The 14,408-nt window shown below is 72.0% G+C and carries 13 protein-coding genes; 6 read left to right on the top strand and 7 right to left on the bottom strand.

Annotation, left to right across the window (positions count from 1 at the left end; translation table 11 throughout):
* Positions 1–55: 55 nt before the first annotated feature.
* The gene (locus tag ACI2LW_RS00205; RefSeq protein ID WP_404728845.1) at positions 56–820 is read right to left on the bottom strand and encodes a GntR family transcriptional regulator; all 765 of its coding nucleotides are present in this window, start codon (positions 818–820) and stop codon (positions 56–58) included.
* A gap of 463 nt (positions 821–1,283) precedes the next feature.
* On the opposite strand from ACI2LW_RS00205, the gene ACI2LW_RS00200 reads away from it, so the two are divergent.
* The 4 genes from ACI2LW_RS00200 (at position 1,284) to ACI2LW_RS00185 (ending at position 6,086) form a co-directional block, all read left to right on the top strand.
* Positions 1,284–2,564, top strand: coding sequence for an extracellular solute-binding protein (locus ACI2LW_RS00200; RefSeq protein WP_404728844.1), 1,281 nt, complete (start codon positions 1,284–1,286; stop codon positions 2,562–2,564).
* A 178-nt stretch (positions 2,565–2,742) separates the two neighbouring features.
* A complete protein-coding gene (locus tag ACI2LW_RS00195) occupies positions 2,743–3,732 on the top strand; it encodes a carbohydrate ABC transporter permease (protein ID WP_404728843.1) in 990 nt (329 codons plus the stop codon).
* Positions 3,729–4,571, top strand: a complete 843-nt coding sequence (locus tag ACI2LW_RS00190) for a carbohydrate ABC transporter permease (RefSeq protein WP_404728842.1) — start codon at positions 3,729–3,731, stop codon at positions 4,569–4,571. Before ACI2LW_RS00195 ends, ACI2LW_RS00190 begins: the two co-directional genes overlap by 4 nt.
* Before the next feature lie 9 nt (positions 4,572–4,580).
* On the top strand, positions 4,581–6,086 hold the full coding sequence (locus tag ACI2LW_RS00185) for a glycoside hydrolase family 3 protein (protein ID WP_404728841.1): 1,506 nt from the start codon (positions 4,581–4,583) through the stop codon (positions 6,084–6,086).
* Between the two features lie 703 nt (positions 6,087–6,789).
* On the opposite strand, the gene nagB is transcribed toward ACI2LW_RS00185, so the two are convergent.
* Positions 6,790–7,575 carry a glucosamine-6-phosphate deaminase gene (nagB, locus tag ACI2LW_RS00180; RefSeq protein WP_404728840.1) on the bottom strand — a complete coding sequence of 262 codons (786 nt, stop codon included), beginning with the start codon at positions 7,573–7,575 and terminating at the stop codon, positions 6,790–6,792.
* Between the two features lie 748 nt (positions 7,576–8,323).
* On the opposite strand from nagB, the gene ACI2LW_RS00175 reads away from it, so the two are divergent.
* A complete protein-coding gene (locus ACI2LW_RS00175) occupies positions 8,324–9,790 on the top strand; it encodes a PAS domain-containing sensor histidine kinase (RefSeq protein WP_404729475.1) in 1,467 nt (488 codons plus the stop codon).
* Between the two features lie 276 nt (positions 9,791–10,066).
* On the opposite strand, the gene ACI2LW_RS00170 is transcribed toward ACI2LW_RS00175, so the two are convergent.
* Together ACI2LW_RS00170 and ACI2LW_RS00165 are read right to left on the bottom strand one after the other, a co-directional pair.
* A complete protein-coding gene (locus ACI2LW_RS00170; protein ID WP_040248489.1) occupies positions 10,067–10,324 on the bottom strand; it encodes a WhiB family transcriptional regulator in 258 nt (85 codons plus the stop codon).
* Positions 10,325–10,643: 319 nt separating this feature from the next.
* Entirely contained in the window at positions 10,644–11,612 is a 969-nt protein-coding gene (locus ACI2LW_RS00165) for a diacylglycerol/lipid kinase family protein (protein WP_404728839.1), read from the bottom strand.
* A 116-nt stretch (positions 11,613–11,728) separates the two neighbouring features.
* On the opposite strand from ACI2LW_RS00165, the gene ACI2LW_RS00160 reads away from it, so the two are divergent.
* Positions 11,729–12,214 carry a hypothetical protein gene (locus tag ACI2LW_RS00160; RefSeq protein ID WP_404728838.1) on the top strand — a complete coding sequence of 162 codons (486 nt, stop codon included), beginning with the start codon at positions 11,729–11,731 and terminating at the stop codon, positions 12,212–12,214.
* Between the two features lie 27 nt (positions 12,215–12,241).
* Here ACI2LW_RS00160 and ACI2LW_RS00155 read toward each other — a convergent pair whose 3' ends face one another.
* The 3 genes from ACI2LW_RS00155 to ACI2LW_RS00145 form a co-directional block, all read right to left on the bottom strand.
* Positions 12,242–13,414 (bottom strand): SigB/SigF/SigG family RNA polymerase sigma factor, encoded by a 1,173-nt coding sequence (locus ACI2LW_RS00155; protein ID WP_404728837.1) that lies wholly within the window; start codon positions 13,412–13,414, stop codon positions 12,242–12,244.
* A 17-nt stretch (positions 13,415–13,431) separates the two neighbouring features.
* Positions 13,432–13,848, bottom strand: coding sequence for an anti-sigma regulatory factor (locus ACI2LW_RS00150; protein WP_137301875.1), 417 nt, complete (start codon positions 13,846–13,848; stop codon positions 13,432–13,434).
* A gap of 250 nt (positions 13,849–14,098) precedes the next feature.
* A complete protein-coding gene (locus ACI2LW_RS00145; protein WP_404728836.1) occupies positions 14,099–14,359 on the bottom strand; it encodes a UBP-type zinc finger domain-containing protein in 261 nt (86 codons plus the stop codon).
* Between the last annotated feature and the right edge of the window lie 49 nt (positions 14,360–14,408).

Raw genomic sequence — 14,408 nt, 5'->3', positions numbered from 1 at the left:
CCGGGGTCGATCGGGTACGCGCCGTCCGGGGTGGACCGGGTGCGGGCCGCCCGGGTCAGTCGGCCGGGCGCTTGAGCCGGGCCACGAACTTGTAGCGGTCGCCGCGGTACACCGACCGCACCCACTCCACCGGGCGGCCCTCGCGGTCCTGGGAGTGCCGGGACAGCAGCAGCATGGGCAGGCCGACGTCGGTGCCGAGCAGGCCGGCCTCGCGCGGGGTGGCCAGCGAGGTCTCGATGGTCTCCTCGGCCTCGGCGAGGTGGACGTCGTAGACCTCGGCGAGCGCGGTGTACAGGGAGGTGTACTTGGCCAGGCTGCGGCGCAGCGCCGGGAAGCGCTTGGCCGACAGGTGCGTGGTCTCGATGGCCATGGGCTCGCCGTTGGCCATGCGCAGCCGCTCGATGCGCAGCACCCGGCCGCCCGCGGTGATGTCGAGCAGTCCGGCGAGCCGGTCGTCGGCGGTGATGTAGCCGACGTCCAGCAGCTGCGAGGTCGGCTCCAGGCCCTGGGCGCGCATGTCCTCGGTGTACGAGGTCAGTTGCAGCGCCTGCGAGACCTTCGGCTTGGCGACGAAGGTGCCCTTGCCCTGGATGCGCTCCAGCCGCCCCTCGACGACGAGTTCCTGCAGCGCCTGGCGCACGGTGGTGCGCGAGGTGTCGAACTCGGCCGCCAGCGTCCGCTCGGGCGGGACCGGCGTCCCGGGCGCCTGGGTCTCCGTCATGTCGAGCAGATGCTTCTTCAGACGGTAGTACTTGGGCACACGCGCGGTACGGACGGTCGCCCCACCCTCGTTCTCCGCACTGCTGACGTCGGTGCTCATGCTCTGCCTTCCCGGCTCACGTGCCGAAGCGACCGACATCCATCGGCCACGGCTCACATCGTGGCACGGCTTGTCGTGCGGGGTGGTCACCCGCACGCTCCGTGATCTCCTCTGTATACCCCCGTGACTCTCGCTGGTCTAGTCCAACCCCCTCCCGGGGCACGTGGTCCACGCGCGCGAGCGTGCGCGCGCAGGGGTCCGGGCGCCGGTGGTCCACTCCGCGCTCCGCTGGAACGACCGCGTCCGTTTGGCCGGTTGGGCAATGAAAGGTCCCTGCATATCGCGGTCCCATAACGGACGTCAGGAGCGTGCCTGCGCACCCTTGACAGCCCTATTGGTCTGGGCCAAGCTCCCCGTACTGGTCTACACCATTGGTCCAGGTCCCGGCCCCACGGGCGGTATGCGTTGACGCTTGAGCCGCGGGGAGGCAGGGGGGTTTTGTGGCATCCCTGAGGAGGGTGGCGTGAAGCGCAAGCTGGCAGCCGCGATCGGTATCGCGGGCATGATGGTCTCCATCGCGGCGTGCGGCGGTGACAAGGGCGGGGACTCCGGCAAGGGCGGGGCGGACGCCAAGGAGCTGACCGTATGGCTCACCGTGGACGCGCAGAACAACTGGCCCGAGCTGGTGAAGGCCGCCGACGCGGCGGTGCGGCAGAAGCACCCCGGCCTGAAGATCAAGCACGAGTACTACGGCTGGCCGGACAAGAACGCCAAGCTGGACGCGGTCCTGGCCACCGACAAGGCCCCCGACGTGGTCGAGATGGGCAACAGCGAGATGCTCGGCTACATGGTCAAGGGCGCCTTCGCCCCGGTCGACCCGGCGAAGTTCGCCGGCTCCTCCGCCTGGCTCGACGGCCTGAAGACCTCGGTGACGTACGAGGGCAAGACCTACGGCGTGCCGTACTACGCGGGCGGCCGCGTCGCCAACTGGCGCAAGGACGTCTTCGCCGCGGCCGGCGTGAAGTCCGCGCCGAAGACCTACCAGGAGCTCACCGCCGCCCTCGACAAGGTCCAGAACAAGCAGGGCGGCAAGTTCAGCGCCTGGTACCAGCCCACCCGCGACTGGTACGCGGCCATGTCCTTCGTCTACGACGCCGGCGGCTCCATCGCCAAGGAGGAGGGCGGCCAGTGGAAGGCCAGCCTCTCCTCGCCCGAGTCCGTCAAGGGCCTCACCGAGTTCAAGAACGTCGTCGACAAGTACATGCACGGCGACAAGACCAAGGACGAGGCCGACCGCTACATCGTCTACGGCCAGGGCAAGTCCGGCATGATCTTCGGCGCGGCCTGGGAGGGCGCGACCGCGGCCGACCCGAAGAACGACAAGACCGGCAAGCTCAAGGACAACCTCGAGAACTTCGTGATGCCCGGTCCGTCCGGCAAGAACATGCCGGTCTTCCTCGGCGGTTCCGACCTGGCCGTGCCGGTCAAGTCCAAGGCGCAGGACCTGGCCGCCGAGTGGATCAACGCCTTCACCGGTCCCTCCGGCCAGAAGGGCCTGATGGCCAAGGGCAACCTGCCCAACAACAAGACCGACCTCGCGACGCTGAAGAACGACCCCGCCACGGCCGTCCCGGCCACCGCGGCCGAGTCCAACTGGTTCGTCCCGATGGCGCCCGGCTGGGGCCAGGTCGAGAAGGCCCAGGTGCTGCAGACCATGCTGAACATCGGCACCGGCAAGAAGTCGGTGGCGGACGCCGCCAAGGAGGCGGACGCCGCGATCGACAAGGTCATCAACAACAAGTGACCTGAGCGCAGGGCCCTGCCGCCGGGCGGGGCCCTGCTTCTCGTGCGACCGTGCGGGGTTTTCGCGTCCGTGTGCGGTCGTGCGGGGCCGCACGGCCGTGCGGGGCCCGAGCCGGGCGCGGCGGCCGTGCCGGGCTTCGCCTTCGTACGACCCCTGAGGGACCGCTGAGGAGCGCGCGATGAGTGCCGCAGACACGACCACCCCCGCCAAGGTGCCGCCACCGCGGCAGGCGCCGCCGCCGGCCGCCCCGGACCGGCCGCGCAGACGGCGCGCGACGTCGGGCGGGGCGGCGACGCCCTGGCTGCTGCTCGCGCCCTGTCTGCTGGTGCTGGCCCTGGTGATGGCCTATCCGCTGGCCCGGCTGGTCACCCTGTCCTTCCAGAAGTTCGGCCAGCCCCAGCTGTGGGGCTTCCAGCCGGCCGAGTGGGTCGGACTCGCCAACTTCACCGAGGTGCTCGGCGACCGCGAGTTCTGGGCCGTCGTGCTGCGCACGGTCGTCTTCGCCGGCGGCTCGGTGGTGCTCACCATGGTCGCCGGGATGGCGATCGCGCTGCTGCTGCAGCGCGTCTCCCCCTGGATGAAGACCCTGATCAACATCGTGCTCGTGGCGAGCTGGGGCATGCCGGTCATCGTGGCCACCACCGTCTTCAAGTGGCTCTTCGACTCCGACTACGGCGTCCTCAACGCACTGCTCAGCAAGGTGCCCGGCGTCGAGATGATCGGCCACAACTGGTTCGCCGACGGCCCCCAGGGACTGGCCGTGATCATGCTGCTGGTGGTGTGGGGGGCCGTGCCCTTCGTGGTCATCACCCTCAGCGCCGGCCTGACCCAGGTGCCCAGGGAGCTGGAGGAGGCCGCGCGGCTGGACGGCGCGGGCGCCTGGGGCGTCTTCCGGTACGTCACCCTGCCCGTCCTCAAGCCGATCATCGTGATGCTCACGACCCTGTCGGTGATCTGGGACATGGGCGTCTTCCCGCAGGTGTTCGTCATGCGGGGCGGCCACCCCGAGGCGGAGTTCCAGGTGCTCAACACCTACTCCTACGACCGCGCCTTCGTGGTCAACGACTACGCGCAGGGCTCGGCGATCGCCCTGATCACCGTACTGCTGCTGCTCGGCGTCGTCGCCGTCTACATGCGCCAGATGCTGAAGATCGGAGAGGTCGAATGAGCACGCTCGCCCCCGCGTCCCGCCGCAGGTCGAAACTGGGCTGGAACCTCGTCGGCCTCCTGGTCTTCCTCACCGCCGGCTTCCCCCTCTACTGGATGCTCGACACGGCCTTCAAACCGGCCAAGGACGCCATCGACCCGGACCCGGCCCTGCTGCCCACGGGGCTGACGCTGTCGAACTTCGGCCGTGCCCTGGACATCGCCGACTTCTGGGGCCCGGTCGGGCGCAGCCTGGTGGTCTCGCTGTCGGTCGTGGTGATCGGCATGGTCGTCGGGATGCTGGCGGCGCTCGCCATCTCCCGGTTCGCCTTCCGCGGGCGGAAGATCGTGATCGTCGGCATCCTGGCGGTGCAGATGGTGCCGCTGGTCGCCATGATCATCCCGGTCTTCCTGCTGCTGAACGACCTCGACCAGTACGACCGGCTGACCGGCCTCGTCATCACCTACCTCACCTTCGTCCTCCCCTTCACCGTGTGGACGCTGCGCGGCTTCATCGTCAACATCCCGCGCGAACTGGAGGAGGCCGCGATGGTCGACGGCTGCTCGCGCACCGGCGCCTTCCTCCGCGTGGTCCTCCCGCTGCTCGCCCCCGGCATGGTCGCCACCTCGGTCTACGGCTTCATCCAGGCCTGGAACGAGTACCTGTACGCGCTGATGCTGATGAGCCAGGAGCACCAGACCGCGACCGTCTGGCTCGGCAACTTCACCACCAAGCACGGCACCGAGTACGCCCCGATGATGGCCGGCGCCACGATGATGGCCGTGCCGATCGTCGTCCTGTTCCTCCTCGTCCAGCGCAAGATGGCCGCGGGCCTGACCGCGGGCGCCGTGAAGGGATAACGCCACCCGATGACGACATTCGCCAGCGGTACCACTGCGTCCAACTCGGAGAACGACAGCCTGACGCGTGACGCGCTCACCGTCCTCCAGCCGGGCTTCACCGGCACCGAGGCCCCCGACTGGCTGCTGCGCCGCCTGGGAGAAGGGCTGGCCTCCGTCGGCCTGTTCGGCCGCAACATCGCCTCCCCCGAGCAACTGGCCGCCCTGACCGCACAGTTGCGCGCCGAACGCGAGGACGTCCTGGTCGCCATCGACGAGGAGGGCGGCGACGTCACCCGGCTGGAGGTGCGCACGGGCTCCAGCTTCCCCGGCAACCACGCGCTCGGCGCGGTGGACGACGCGGACCTGACCCGGGCCGTGGCCCGGGAGCTGGGCCGGCGCCTGGCGGAGTGCGGGGTGAACCTCAACTGGGCCCCGTCCGCGGACGTCAACTCCAATCCCGGCAACCCGGTCATCGGGGTGCGCTCCTTCGGTGCCGACACCGCGCTGGTCGCCCGGCACACCGCCGCCTACGTCACCGGACTGCAGTCCGCGGGCGTGGCCGCCTGCACCAAGCACTTCCCCGGGCACGGCGACACCGCCGTCGACTCCCACCACGCGCTGCCCCGCATCGACGTGGACGCCCCGGTGCTCCAGGAGCGCGAACTCGCCCCCTTCCGGGCCGCGATCGAGGCCGGGACCAAGGCGGTGATGAGCGCCCACATCCTGGTCCCCGCGCTGGACCCGGACCGTCCGGCAACGTTGTCCCGCCGGGTGCTCACCGCGCTGCTGCGCGGTGAACTCGGCTACGACGGGCTGATCGTCACCGACGGCATGGAGATGCGGGCCATCGCCGGCACCTACGGCATCGAACGGGGCAGCGTGCTGGCCGTCGCGGCGGGCGCGGACGCGATCTGCGTGGGCGGCGGGCTGGCGGACGACGAGACCGTACGGCGCCTGCGCGACGCCCTCGTGACCGCCGTCCGCGCCGGTGAACTGCCCGAGGAACGGCTGGCGGACGCCGCCGCTCGGGTGCGCGCCCTCGCCCGCTGGACTCAGCGGGCGGCTCCCGCGGCGCGGGCCGCCGCCGACGAGGCGGTCGGCCTGCGGGCGGCCCGGCGCGCACTGCGGATCACCGGCGGCGAGGGCTTCGCCCCGCTGACCGAACCGCCCTACGTGGCCGCGCTGACGCCCGTCGCCAACATCGCGGTCGGCGACGAGACGCCCTGGGGCGTGGCCGCCGAGCTCACCCGGCTGCTGCCGGGCACCCGGACGGGCAGCTTCGCCGGCGAGGACGCGGGCCGCGCGGCCCTGGAGGCGGCCGGCGACCGCCGGGTGGTCGCCGTCGTCCGGGACGAACACCGCCACCCCTGGATGGCGTCCGCCCTCGGCGCCCTGCTCGCGGCCCGCCCCGACACGGTCGTCGTCGAGATGGGCGTCCCGCAGGCCCCGGCCCGTGGCGCCCTGCACATCGCCACCCACGGCGCGGCCCGCGTCTGCGGCCGGGCCGCCGCGGAGGTCATCGCGGGCGAGTGAACACCGGGACGGCCCGGGCCGGTTCGGCGCCGGAGCCGCTGGTTCCGCCCCGCAGCCGCCGGAGCCGCCGGCGGCGACGCGGCACGGCGTCCTGCCGTCCGGCCGGGGCGCCCTGCGGCGGCCCGCCACCCGGCCAAGGCGGGACGCTCTGCCGGGGGCGCACTGCGGGCGGGTGGCACGTGGGCGGTGGCCTCGTGGGGCGGGGCGGGCCGGTGTGCGGCCGTGGGTGCCAGGTGGCCGGTCTGCGGCCGGGGGGCGGTACGAGGGGTCGCCCTGCGGCCGGAGGCCGTGCCGGGGCGCGCACCCGGCCCGAGGGCGACGGCACGTGGCCCTCGGGCCGGGCGGCCGGGGTTGCTCCGGCCGGCGGGCTGCGGGCTGCGTGCTGTGGGTTCCGGGCCGCGGGCTGCGAGTGAGGTGGGGATGGCCGGTGACCGGGGCGGTACCGGGCCGTGGGCAGTTCGCCCCGCCTCGGTTACGGGCTCGACCCCGGCCCGTGCGGCGGGGTCCGGGAACCGCCCGGCCCGGGGCGGCGCGGCTGACAGGTGACCCGCCCGGGCCCGGCCCCCAGGCCCGGCCGCCCGGCCCGGCGAGCGGCTGCCGGGCGCGGTCCGCCCGACGGGCCGCGGAGATGGGGCTCCAGGACCCTCCCCGCGCCTCGGGGCCCTCGGGCTGCCCGTCGCCTTCCGGTGAGGTCCGGCAGGGGCTACAGGCCCTGCCAGGACGGCTTGTTGGCGTAGGTGTGGCGGAAGTAGTCCGCGAGCTTCAGCTTGGCCGCGGCGGGCTCGTCGACGACGACCGTGGCGTGCGGGTGGAGCTGCAGCGCCGAGGCCGGGCAGACGGCGGCGACCGGGCCCTCCACGGTCGCGGCGACCGCGTCCGCCTTGCCCTCGCCCGTGGCCAGCAGCACCAGGTGCCGCGCCTCCAGGATCGTGCCGATGCCCTGCGTGATGACGTGGTGCGGCACCTGCTCCACGTCCCCGCCGAAGAAGCGGGCGTTGTCGACGCGGGTCTGCTCGGTCAGCGTCTTGATCCGGGTGCGCGAGGCGAGCGAGGAGCACGGCTCGTTGAACCCGATGTGCCCGTCGGTCCCGATCCCGAGCAGCTGGAGGTCCACCCCGCCGGCCTCGGCGAGAGCCCTGTCGTACGCCTCGCAGGCGGCCTGCACGTCCTCGGCCGTGCCGTCGGGCCCGAGGAACGCCTCCATCTTGATCCCGAGCGGCTCCAGCACCTCCCGCCGCAGCACGGAGCGGTAGGACTCGGGATGGTCGGCGGGCAGCCCCACGTACTCGTCGAGCTGGGCGACCCGCGCCCGCGAGGTGTCCACGGCGCCGGAGCCCGCCTTGGCCGCGAGCGCCTCGTAGACGGGCAGCGGCGTCGAACCCGTCGCCACACCGAGGAGGGCGTCGGGCTTGCGCCGCAGCAGCTGCGCCATGGCCTCGGCGATGAGCTCGCCGCCCGCTCGGGCGTCCGGAACGATGACAACTTCCACGCTGGGCCTGCCGATCTTGGGAGAGGGGACGGGACCCGACAACGAGGGTCGTGTGGTTTAGACCAATCTAACAGAGGTGGGGGTGTGGCGCCGGGGTGCGGCGCGCTCGGAGCCACGGGCCGGGGAAGCGGCGTGGGCGGGGGAGCACCCGCAGGCTCAGGAGTACCCACTGACCCCCGCGACCCACGGATCGGGGAGCGGTTGCCGCAGGGGCGGGGGCCCGGCGGGGCCCGCCCGGGAGGCGCGCGACGGCGCGAGCCGGTGGGGAACGGAGCACTCGCGGAAATCGGGGCGGTCATCCCGTCCCGCATCCGGGGCCGGGCGGGCTAGGCTGCGTGGTGCACGCCGGGCGACCGGCGAAGCGGCGAGCCGGTCCCGCGGGGCCGCCCGCCGGTGGAAAGAAACACCGACGAAGCTCGCCCCGCTCATGGACAGGCGCAACTGGTCTAGTCCACAATGCGGGGGGAAGTCTCGAACAGCGCGACGCACGCGGCCCGTCCGCGCGCGACAGATGAACGCACGAGCCTCCGCCTTCCCCGCACAGGAAGGCGGACCGAGGAACCGGAGCTCTCTGCCCTGACTGCCCCGGGTCCTCATCCTTCGGCCGACCGGGACCGCACACCCCACGGCCGATACTGCTCCGGGCTGCGGTGCCGGGAGGGTTGAGGGTCCCTCTCGCGCGCCGCGGCCCGCGGGTGTACCCGAGCCCACGCACAAAGCCCCAGGTAGGCTCGCAGACGTGCCCTCCATGAACGAACTCGTACGCCAGCACACCGCCCTCGACGACTCCGACCTCGAGTGGCTCCACCTGCTGGTCTCGGAGTGGCAGCTGCTCTCCGACCTCTCCTTCGCCGACCTGGTCCTGTGGGTCCCCACCCGCGACGGCACCCGGTACGTCTCGGTCGCCCAGATGCGGCCCAACACCGGCCCCACCTCGTACCAGGACGACATGGTCGGCCACCTCGTCCCCCGCGGCCGCCGGCCCATGCTGGACGCGGCGCTCGACGAGGGCCGGATCGTGCGCGAGGGCGACCCGGAGTGGCGCGAGGAGGTCCCCGTCCGCGTCGAGTCGATCCCCGTGCGCAGGGAGGGCCGCGTCCTCGGGGTCATCGCCCGCAACACCAATCTGCTGACCGTCCGCACCCCCAGCCGGCTGGAGCTGACCTATCTGCAGAGCGCCTCCGACCTGGCGCAGATGATCGCGGCCGGCTCCTTCCCCTTCCCGGACCAGCAGGTCGACATGGACGCCTCGCCCCGTGTCGGGGACGGCCTGATCCGGCTGGACGCGGACGGCATCGTGCAGTACGCCTCCCCGAACGCCCTGTCGGCCTTCCACCGCCTCGGCCTCGCCGCCGACCTCGTCGGGCACCACCTCGGCCGGACCACCGCGGAACTGGCCCCCACCAAGGGCCCGGTGGACGAGGCGCTGGTGAAGCTGGCCAGCGGCTGGGCGCCCCGCGAGTTCGAGATCGAGTCGAGCGAGGGGGTGATCCAGTTCCGGGCCATCCCGCTCAAACCCAAGGGCACCCGCATCGGTTCGCTGGTACTGCTCCGGGACGTCACCGAACTGCGGCGCCGCGAGCGCGAGTTGATCACCAAGGACGCGACCATCCGGGAGATCCACCACCGGGTGAAGAACAACCTCCAGACGGTCGCGGCCCTGCTCAGGCTGCAGGCCCGGCGCATCGACTCCGAGCGCGGCCGGGAGGCGCTGGAGGAGGCGGTGCGGCGGGTCGGCTCGATCGCGATCGTGCATGAGACGCTGTCTCAGAACCTGGACGAGCGTGTGGAGTTCGACGAGATCGCCGACCGGGTGCTGTCGATGGTCGCGGAGATCTCGCCGGGCAGGGTGAGCGGGCGGCGCAGCGGCCGCTTCGGCATCCTGGACGCCGAGGTGGCGACCCCGCTGTCGATGGTGCTGACCGAGGTGCTGCAGAACGCCCTGGAGCACGGCTTCGGCCCGGGGGAGACGGGGACGGTGGAGGTCTCGGCGGTGCGCGGCGGCACCAGCCGCGAGGCCCGGCTGCTCGTCACCGTCCAGGACGACGGGATGGGCCTGCCCGAGGGCTTCGACCCGCACCGCTCGGGCAACCTCGGCCTGCAGATCGTCCGCACCCTGGTCGAGGGCGAGTTGGGCGGCGCCTTCGACATGGTCCCGGCCCCGGAACGCGGCACGCGCGTGATCCTGGACATCCCGGTGCGGGCGCAGAAGTAGCCGGCACCGTGCCGCGCGTGCGCCCGCCGGCCCGGGGGCGCACGACCCCCGTCTCCGCTCCGGGTCCTTCTCCGCTTCCGGTCCTTCTTCGTTCCCCCGCTCCCCGCTCCCGGCTGACGGCTCCCGGCACAGCAAAAAGCCTCGGACCCGTTCGGTCCGAGGCCAGTGCTCGCTGTTGTTTCAAGCGCGGGGTACTGCGCGCTGCGGCTCGGGGGCGGGAGATGCGTACTCGCTGTACGCGCCGCCAAGCTCAGGCTGTCAGCGGGGTGGCTGTGGTCAGGCGGAGGCCTGACGGGCCCGGTTGCGGGCGGCACGGCGCTTCATCGCGCGGCGCTCGTCCTCGCTGAGACCACCCCAGACGCCGGAGTCCTGGCCGGACTCGAGCGCCCACTGCAGGCACTGCTCTACAACGGGGCAGCGACGGCAGACGGCCTTGGCTTCCTCGATCTGCAGCAGCGCAGGACCGGTGTTGCCGATGGGGAAGAACAGCTCGGGGTCTTCCTCGCGGCAAACGGCGTTGTGACGCCAGTCCATGGCTGCTACCTCTCTTGGTATTTCGTGCGGATTGCTTGTGAATGTGAACGCTTTCACGAATCCCTCGACAAGCAAAGGGCCGACCGCCAGGTTGCCCTGACCGTGGTCCTGTGGATTGAAGAGGGGTTCCGGTGACCTCTGGGGCCCGTGTGGTGGGCCGCCCCGATCGCCACGTAGAGACTCGCAAACCTCGGCGGCGGATACAACCCCTTCCGGAAAGTTTTTTTTGATTCCTCGGTGTCGACTAGGTCACAGCCGTACTTCCATGGGGTGGATCCTGGCCTAAACGTTCGAGTGAAAGGACTTTGGCCGCTTCCACTCACACAATCACACGCAGTGCACGGCGTACGCCTGTGAACGTCACGCTCTTTCGCAGCCCCAGGTGGTCACCGTCCATCTGGAGAGGCAGCGGCACCTTCGAATGCAAGGTGAAGCGGGTCAGGTCGTGCAACGAAAATGCGTGCCTGCCGTGCGGTCCCCGCTCCGGGGACGAAGTGAGCAACTGGGTGCCATACCGGGCAACCGCGGCCGTGGACAGACGGCTGAGACCGAGTACGTCGAGCCCTTTGTCGAACGACGCCTTGGGGGAGGTGTACATCGGGCGATTGCCGAGGAACGTCCACGGTGAGGTGTTCGACACTATGGCGACCACCAGATCGGTGACCGGGTCCCCGTCCTCCCTCTCCAGGGTGATCGTCCCGTGCCGGCGATGGGTCTCCCCGAGGAACTGGCGGACCACCTGCCGGACGTAGAGGGCGTGGGTGGACCTCCTGCCGCGCTCGCGCTGCTGTTCCACCCGGCCGACCACGCCGGCGTCGAAGCCCAGCCCGGCGTTGAAGGTGAACCAGCGGGCCGGTACGGCGGCGTCCTCCGTGCCCGGTGTGCCGGACGCCAGGCCCAGACCGACCGTGCGCTCACCGCCGTCGCGCAGCGCGTCCAGGATCGCTCCGGTGGCCTCCACCGCGTCGTTGGGCAGGCCCAGCGCGCGGGCGAAGACGTTCGTGGAGCCGCCGGGCACCACGGCGAGGCGTGGCAGGTGCTCGGGGTCGGGGCCGCGGTGCAGCAGTCCGTTGACGACCTCGTTGACCGTGCCGTCGCCGCCCAGGGCCACCACCAGGTCGATGTCGTCGCTGTCCGCGGCCTGCCGGCCCAGGTCGCGGGCGTGGCCGCGGTACTCGGTGGTGACCGCGTCCAGTTTCATCTCGCTCGCGAGCGCGTGGATCAGTACGTCGCGCGTACGTGCGCTTGTGGTGGTTGCCGCCGGATTGACCACGAGAAGTGCACGCATGGGGTGCAGCGTACCTACTGGGTAGTACCCGGCCCATACCGAGGTAGGGATCGGGTAAGAGTCACGGGCGTGAGCCTCGACACGGGAGGCCGCCGCGCGAGGGCTACCCTGCAGGGGTGAGCAGTGAGCAGAACCCCACCCCCGAAACCGCGGACGCCCCCAGGCCGCGCCCGAAGCGGCTGACGTACGCCGCCGCGCTGTGCGCGCTGGAGGGCCTGGCACTGCTCGCCGGAGGGATCTGGATGCTCGTCCTCGGCGTCACCGGGGACACCGGCGACCGGCAGCAGGCGGTCACCGGCGGTATCACGGTGCTGGTGCTCGCGCTGCTGCCGCTGCTGGCCGCCCGCGGCCTGCTGCTGCGGCGCGGCTGGAGCCGGGGGCCGGCGGTCATCACGCAGATCATGGCGCTGCCCGTGGCCTACAGCCTGCTCCAGGCCGACAGCGTGGCCATCCCGGCCGGCGTCGTGCTCGCGGTCGTGGCCGTGACGGCGCTGGTGCTGCTGGTCAGTCCCGCCACGACCCGGGCCCTCGGCATCAGGGGACCGGGCCGCGCCCAGGAGCCGGCCGAGCGGCGGCGGACCGCCGGGCAGCGGCAGCCCTAGCGGCAGCCGTAGCGGCGCGGGGCGCCGCTACTCCTCCACCAGGAGCTTCTCCCGCAGCTGGGCCAGGGTGCGGGCCAGCAGCCGGGAGACGTGCATCTGGGAGATGCCGACCTCCTGCGCGATCTGCGACTGGGTCATGTTGCCGAAGAACCGCAGCAGCAGGATGCGCTTCTCGCGCGGCGGCAGGTCCTCCAGGAGCGGCTTCAGCGACTCGCGGTACTCCACGCCCTCCAGCGCCTCGTCCTCGGCGCCGAGGGTGTCCGCGACCGCAGGGGACTCGTCGTCGGTGTCGGGGACGTCCAGCGACAGCGTGGAGTAGGCGTTGGCCGACTCCAGGCCCTCCAGGACCTCCTCCTCGGAGATCGCGAGCTTCTCGGCGAGTTCGTGCACCGTGGGGGAGCGGCCGTGCAGCTGGGACAGCTCGGCCGTCGCCGTGGTGAGCGCGAGCCGCAGCTCCTGGAGGCGGCGCGGCACGCGCACCGCCCAGCCCTTGTCCCGGAAGTGCCGCTTGATCTCGCCGACGACCGTCGGAGTGGCGTACGTGGAGAACTCCACACCGCGGTCCGGGTCGAACCGGTCCACCGACTTGATCAGACCGATGGTGGCGACCTGGGTGAGGTCGTCCAGCGGCTCCCCGCGGTTGCGGAAGCGGCGCGCGAGGTGCTCCACCAGCGGCAGGTGCATGCGCACCAGCTGGTTGCGCAGCTCCGCGTACTGCGGGCTGCCCTCCTTCAGGGTGCGCAGTTCGACGAACATCGCGCGTGCGCCGCTGCGGTCCTGCGGGTCGTGCGGCGTGCCGTGCACACTCGGCGCGCCCTGCGCGTCGTCCTCGGAGTTCCGCTGGTGCTCGCTCATCGTCCCGCCCGTCGCCCTTCCCCGAGACCTCGCCTCCTCCCCCACCCTCGGCCTGTCTCGAGTGGGAGGACCCCCGTGGCCGGCGGAGGCCTCGCTCCGCGCCGCCGAAGGCGTGCCCGTCACGGCGTCGTCCCCGTCCGGCCGCCGCGCCTCGTCCGCGGGACGCGCCCCGAGGGCCTCGTCCTCCGGGTGCGGTCTGGCCTGTTCGGGGATGCCGTCGATGCCGCCCGGGGCGCGCCGGGCCGCGTCCGGACCGCCCGCGCCCGGATTCCCGGCCCCGTCCGCGCGCGGGGGAATCCCGCCCTCGGCCGGCAGCTCCCGTGTGCCGCGCTCTTCGTCCCGCACCGGCCCGTCCCCGTTCCTCACGCCGGCCCGGGTCCCGCGCCGCGCTGTTTGTAGAGGCTGATCGAAACGGTCCTGTCCTCGTCCACGGCCGAGGAGACCTTGCCCGCCAGGGCGGACAGGACGGTCCAGGCGAAGGTGTCCCGCGAAGGGGCGTGACCGTCCGTGGTCGGGGCCGAGACGGTGACCTCGAGCGAGTCGTCGACGAGCCGGAACACGCAGCTGAGGACCGAGCCGGGCACGGCCTGCTGGAGCAGGATCGCGCAGGCCTCGTCCACCGCGATGCGAAGGTCCTCGATCTCGTCGAGGGTGAAGTCCAAACGGGCCGCGAGGCCGGCCGTGGCCGTCCGCAGCACCGACAGGTAGGCACCCGCAGCCGGCAGCCGGACCTCCACGAAGTCCTGGTTCGCCGCGGGCTCGCCTGCGATCTGGGACACCCTCACCTCCAAGGTGGTACAAGCATTCTCAGGGCCGAGGGTCGCCCCCCGGGGGTAACGCCCTACGTGGTTCAGCGGTGACGCTACCGCGCTCTCGGCATTCCTGTCCCGGGGCCCCGACCCCTTGCCGTCACTCATAGTAAAACTCCGGACACGCTCCGTGTACAGGGGTCTGCGGAGCCAATCGGGAACTGCGCGCGCCGGGTTGACGTACCCAGACGTCAGACGGTCGAACCGTCCCCGGCCCCGGTCACACGAGCACGTGGTCCACGAAGCACCAGCGCCAGTCCTCACCGGGCTCGACGGTCCGCATCACCGGGTGGCCGGTGTCCTTGTAGTGCCTCGTCGCGTGCTGCCCCGGCGAGGAGTCGCAGCACGCGACGTGGCCACAGGTCAGGCACTTCCGCAGCTGCACCGGGTGCGTGCCCTCCGCCAGGCACGTCATGCACGTGTCGGTCTGGGCCGCGGGCTCCGGATCCGGCAGCGTGCCGGCGTGCGTGCACTGTTTCATGATTGCCAGATTACGACGGGCGCGCCGGTGACCGCGCGGAAAAAGCGGG

It is taken from the genome of Streptomyces sp. NPDC004065 (genome assembly GCF_044903565.1).
GTDB lineage: Bacteria > Actinomycetota > Actinomycetes > Streptomycetales > Streptomycetaceae > Streptomyces.
The sequence above is the reverse complement of the archived record's forward strand: the minus strand, read 5'-3'. Positions and strand labels throughout refer to the sequence as shown.

What these genes read in the sequence shown, in the direction of transcription:
- ACI2LW_RS00170 (WP_040248489.1), bottom strand. Translation starts at nt 10,324, where the DNA reads ATGGACTGGCGTCACAACGCCGTTTGCCGCGAGGAAGACCCCGAGCTG.
- ACI2LW_RS00165 (WP_404728839.1), bottom strand. Translation starts at nt 11,612, where the DNA reads ATGCGTGCACTTCTCGTGGTCAATCCGGCGGCAACCACCACAAGCGCA.
- ACI2LW_RS00205 (WP_404728845.1), bottom strand. Translation starts at nt 820, where the DNA reads ATGAGCACCGACGTCAGCAGTGCGGAGAACGAGGGTGGGGCGACCGTC.
- ACI2LW_RS00190 (WP_404728842.1), top strand. Translation starts at nt 3,729, where the DNA reads ATGAGCACGCTCGCCCCCGCGTCCCGCCGCAGGTCGAAACTGGGCTGG.
- ACI2LW_RS00175 (WP_404729475.1), top strand. Translation starts at nt 8,324, where the DNA reads ATGAACGAACTCGTACGCCAGCACACCGCCCTCGACGACTCCGACCTC.
- ACI2LW_RS00185 (WP_404728841.1), top strand. Translation starts at nt 4,581, where the DNA reads ATGACGACATTCGCCAGCGGTACCACTGCGTCCAACTCGGAGAACGAC.
- ACI2LW_RS00195 (WP_404728843.1), top strand. Translation starts at nt 2,743, where the DNA reads ATGAGTGCCGCAGACACGACCACCCCCGCCAAGGTGCCGCCACCGCGG.
- ACI2LW_RS00145 (WP_404728836.1), bottom strand. Translation starts at nt 14,359, where the DNA reads ATGAAACAGTGCACGCACGCCGGCACGCTGCCGGATCCGGAGCCCGCG.